Below are 3,518 nucleotides of genomic sequence, written 5' to 3'. Positions count from 1 at the left end.
TCTTTCCACCATTCCAGCATCTGCAGGTACTTCTGATCCGGCGACATGTCAGGTGCAAAGGCAAAGCGTTGACTTTTCAATGTGCCCGCGTCCATGTGGCGGATCAGGATCTGGATGATGCGGTCGCGGTTCTCTTCACGCAGTTTAACGATGCGCGGGTCGAGGCCGGTGCTCCAGCGTTCCATCCACGCCTCTACCTGTTCGCGATCGGGCATCTCCCGGGTATAGCGGCCGGAAAACTGGCGGAACAACTGCAGCATGTCCTGGAAAAAGCTGGGTTTGGCGCCGCCGGTCCCATGGGTTACCGCCAGCCAGATCAGCTTGACGGGGTTGCTGACGGCCTTTTCGCCCCTGAGGTTGAGGTCGTCGAATTCGCGGCCGGCGTTGTCGATGTAATCGAGAATACGGATGGCGGCGAAATCGCGCCAGGTCAGTTTTTCGAATGCCTCGCGTCCCCTGGCTTCGCGGCGGTAGAAGGCATAGGCGTCCGGATTATTGCGCAGTTCACGGTCCACCCAGTTGCGCACCCCCACCAGGGCTTCGGTGGTGTTGCGCGCGTTGCGCATGATTTCATCCAGGATGGGGTTTTCCTTAAGCAGCTGCTTGAGCAGCATGTGGGCCTTGACCGTGATGGCGATATGGTCCAGCACATGATCTTTGCTGCGTGAGGTTTTATTTATTGGTTCACTTGTCTTCATAGATATATTTTGCCGGTTATCCGACGCAATGTCAAAGGAGGGAGAAGAATGAAGAAGTTGAGGGAGTTGAGAGAGTTGAGGGGGACAAGAAGTTGAGGAAAGGTGAACAATTTTCGTAGAGTTTCCTTATTTGGCATATGATTTGCTCTTATCTTTCATGAAATTTAAAAATATTGAAGACATCTGGATCTGGCAGGAAAGCGTAAATTTATGCGAAGATATCTTCAGATTCACAGCAAAAAGCAGCCCCTCACTTATTCAGGACCATGAATTGTCCAGCCATTTGCGCAAAACTGCGATCTCTATACCGTCTAACATCTCTGAAGGATTCGGCAGAGAAAGTTTGTCCGAGTTCAGACGCTTTTTGGTTATTGCCAGAGGTTCTTGTGCTGAATTGCGCACCCAAATCCTGATCGCCAATAAGGTGGATAAGCTACCATTGGAAATTTGGCAGGATCTGGATGCCGAAACCAGCCAAATTTCCAGAAAAATATTCAAATTGATCAGCTATTTAAAAAAAGAAATTATGAAGAAAAAAGTTGAAAGAGTTGAGGGTGGAAGAGAAGCTGGGAGAAATAGTTCCTGATCTTATTTCATTCAGTGACTGGCCTTCGCCAGAGCGATATTTTCGCTAGCATTGGTTTGTATTCTTCTTAACTGTTTTTCCGCCCTCAACTCCCTCAACTTGCTCAACTTCTCTTTTCCAGATCAATCCGTTGCTGCAGGTTTTTCCAGAGTTGGCGGATGTCCGTGGCGGCAATTCCGCCTTCGTCGATAACCGTGTGCCCGCGTACCTGGGCGCGGGTCGCGGCGGCGTCAAAAGCGATTCTTCCCAGGGATTCCACACCCCGCGCGCGGGCGTTATCTTCAATGCGCTGCGTGATTTCCGCATTGATGTCCCACTTGTTTACGCACAGGGCGGCGGGAATATGGAAATGGCGCGCCAGGCCCAGCACCCGGTCCAGGTCGTGTTCACCCGATATCGTGGGTTCCACCACCACCAGCACCAGGGTGGTTCCGGTAACGGTGGCGATTACGGGACAACCGATTCCCGGAGGGCCGTCCACCAGGATCAGGGAGCGCCCGGAAGACCGCGCCTCGGCCCGGGCGGATTCACGCACCTGGGAAACCAGTTTGCCGGAGTTCTCCGCCCCGGGTTTCAGGCGCGCATGCACCATGGGTCCGGTGCGGGTGCGGGAGATGCTCCATTCGCCGCAATGGCTGTCGGGAAAATCGATGGCCTGAACCGGACAGAAGCGCACGCAAACGCCGCAGCCTTCGCAGGCGGCCGGGTCGACACGAAACACCGTGCGGCCGTCCCTGGCGGTGACTTCATCTATAGCTTCGTAGCGGCAGTAGTCTTTGCACACCCCGCAGCCGCGGCAATCCAGTTCGCGGATCACGGCTTCGTGTCCGCTGACGAATTCATGGCGTTGCCGCACTTCGGGTGCCAGTACCAGGTGCAGGTCGGCCGCGTCCACGTCGCAGTCGGCTACCACCGCGTTTTCGGCCAGAACGGCCAGCGCCGCGGTGATGCTGGTCTTGCCGGTTCCACCTTTGCCGCTGATGACGGCGATTTCAACAGCCTTACCTGTATCGGGACTCATGATGCTTCTCCGCGTGCATTCAGGATTTTGGCAATGCGCTTTTCCAGGTTGACGAATTCGTCGCGGTAGTGGGGCAAGGCCTCCACCAGCAGTTCGCCGCGGGAATAGGCCTCGGCAATGGCGCGATCTTCGGGAATCCGCGCCAACAGGGGCGCGCTGTGACGACGGCACACTTCTTCCACGGTTCCATCACCTTCACCGCTGCGGTTGATCACCACGCCGAACGGCAGGTTCATGGCCGTCAGGGTTTCCGCGGCAAGGCCCAGGTCGTGGACACCGAAGGGGGTAGGTTCCGTCACCAGTACCACCAGGTCGGCCCCGCGCACCGCCGCCGCGAATGGGCAGGCGGTTCCGGGAGGTGCGTCGATAATTAGTGTTCCCTCCGCAGGCTGCGCCTTTGTGGCGCGAATGACCGGTAGCGATAGCGCCTCCCCCACGTTCATGCGCCCGCTGATCACCGTGATATTGTCACACGCTTTCCCCCGGCTGACTTCACCGATCACGCGATCCACTTCCGTGATCGCCCCTTCGGGACACACCCGGGTACAGCCGCCGCAGCCATGGCACAACTCGTTAAACACCACGATCTTTGTCTGCATGTCGCCCAGGGCGTTGAATTCGCAGAAACGCGCGCATTCACCGCAAACCGTGCACAGATCGGCATTGATGCGCGGAACGGGAATGCCCACCGGTTCGGTCTGTAAAGCCCTGGGGGAAAGAAAGAGGTGCACATTGGGCTCTTCCACATCGCAGTCCATCACCGTAACCGGCCCGGGCATCACCCGGGCCAGGTTCACGGCAATCGTGGTCTTGCCCGTACCGCCCTTTCCGGACGCCACGGCAACGCGTTTCACCAGTGGCCCCGGACGTCGGCGTCATCGGCCTCCGTCAGTTCCCCTTTGCGAAACTGTTCAAGCGCGTGGCGTACCGTACCGGTCGCTCCGGTGTAGATCTTGATGTTGGCCGCCTGCATGGCGCTGAACGCGTTGGGACCGCAATGGCCGCTGAGCAGGGCGGATACGCCCAAGCGGGCCGCGGCCTGGGCGGCCTGGACTCCGGCCCCCTGGGCCGCGCCGCGGCCGGCGGCGTTGTCCACCGCTTCAACCACTTCTTCTTTGTCCACGTCCACAACCAGAAAAAAAGCCGCGCGGCCGAAGCGGGGGTCCACATTGGCGTCAAGGTCTTTTCCCTCTGCCGTAATCAGTACCTTCAT

General features: G+C 57.7%; 5 protein-coding genes. 1 reads left to right on the top strand and 4 read right to left on the bottom strand.

Annotated elements, in window-relative coordinates:
• Nucleotides 1–698, bottom strand: a 698-nt coding sequence (locus tag ENN40_04740) for a hypothetical protein (GenBank protein ID HDP94652.1), incomplete at its 3' end; no start/stop codon positions are given.
• Nucleotides 699–855: 157 nt separating this feature from the next.
• Between ENN40_04740 and ENN40_04735 the strand changes: the two genes are divergently transcribed.
• Nucleotides 856–1,284 carry a four helix bundle protein gene (locus tag ENN40_04735; protein ID HDP94651.1) on the top strand — a complete coding sequence of 143 codons (429 nt, stop codon included), beginning with the start codon at nucleotides 856–858 and terminating at the stop codon, nucleotides 1,282–1,284.
• A gap of 103 nt (nucleotides 1,285–1,387) precedes the next feature.
• Here the strand turns inward: ENN40_04735 and ENN40_04730 are convergent, their stop codons facing one another.
• The 3 genes from ENN40_04730 to ENN40_04720 are packed head-to-tail and all read right to left on the bottom strand — an operon-like array spanning nucleotide 1,388 to nucleotide 3,518.
• The gene (locus ENN40_04730) at nucleotides 1,388–2,305 is read right to left on the bottom strand and encodes a 4Fe-4S dicluster domain-containing protein (protein HDP94650.1); all 918 of its coding nucleotides are present in this window, start codon (nucleotides 2,303–2,305) and stop codon (nucleotides 1,388–1,390) included.
• A complete protein-coding gene (locus ENN40_04725) occupies nucleotides 2,302–3,159 on the bottom strand; it encodes a (4Fe-4S)-binding protein (protein HDP94649.1) in 858 nt (285 codons plus the stop codon). The genes ENN40_04730 and ENN40_04725 overlap by 4 nt, the downstream gene beginning before the upstream one ends.
• On the bottom strand, nucleotides 3,156–3,518 hold the full coding sequence (locus ENN40_04720; protein ID HDP94648.1) for a dinitrogenase iron-molybdenum cofactor biosynthesis protein: 363 nt from the start codon (nucleotides 3,516–3,518) through the stop codon (nucleotides 3,156–3,158). The genes ENN40_04725 and ENN40_04720 overlap by 4 nt, the downstream gene beginning before the upstream one ends.

Source organism: Candidatus Aminicenantes bacterium (assembly GCA_011049425.1).
In the GTDB taxonomy this organism is placed as follows: domain Bacteria; phylum Acidobacteriota; class Aminicenantia; order UBA2199; family UBA2199; genus UBA876.
This window is presented reverse-complemented; position numbering and strand designations above follow the sequence as displayed.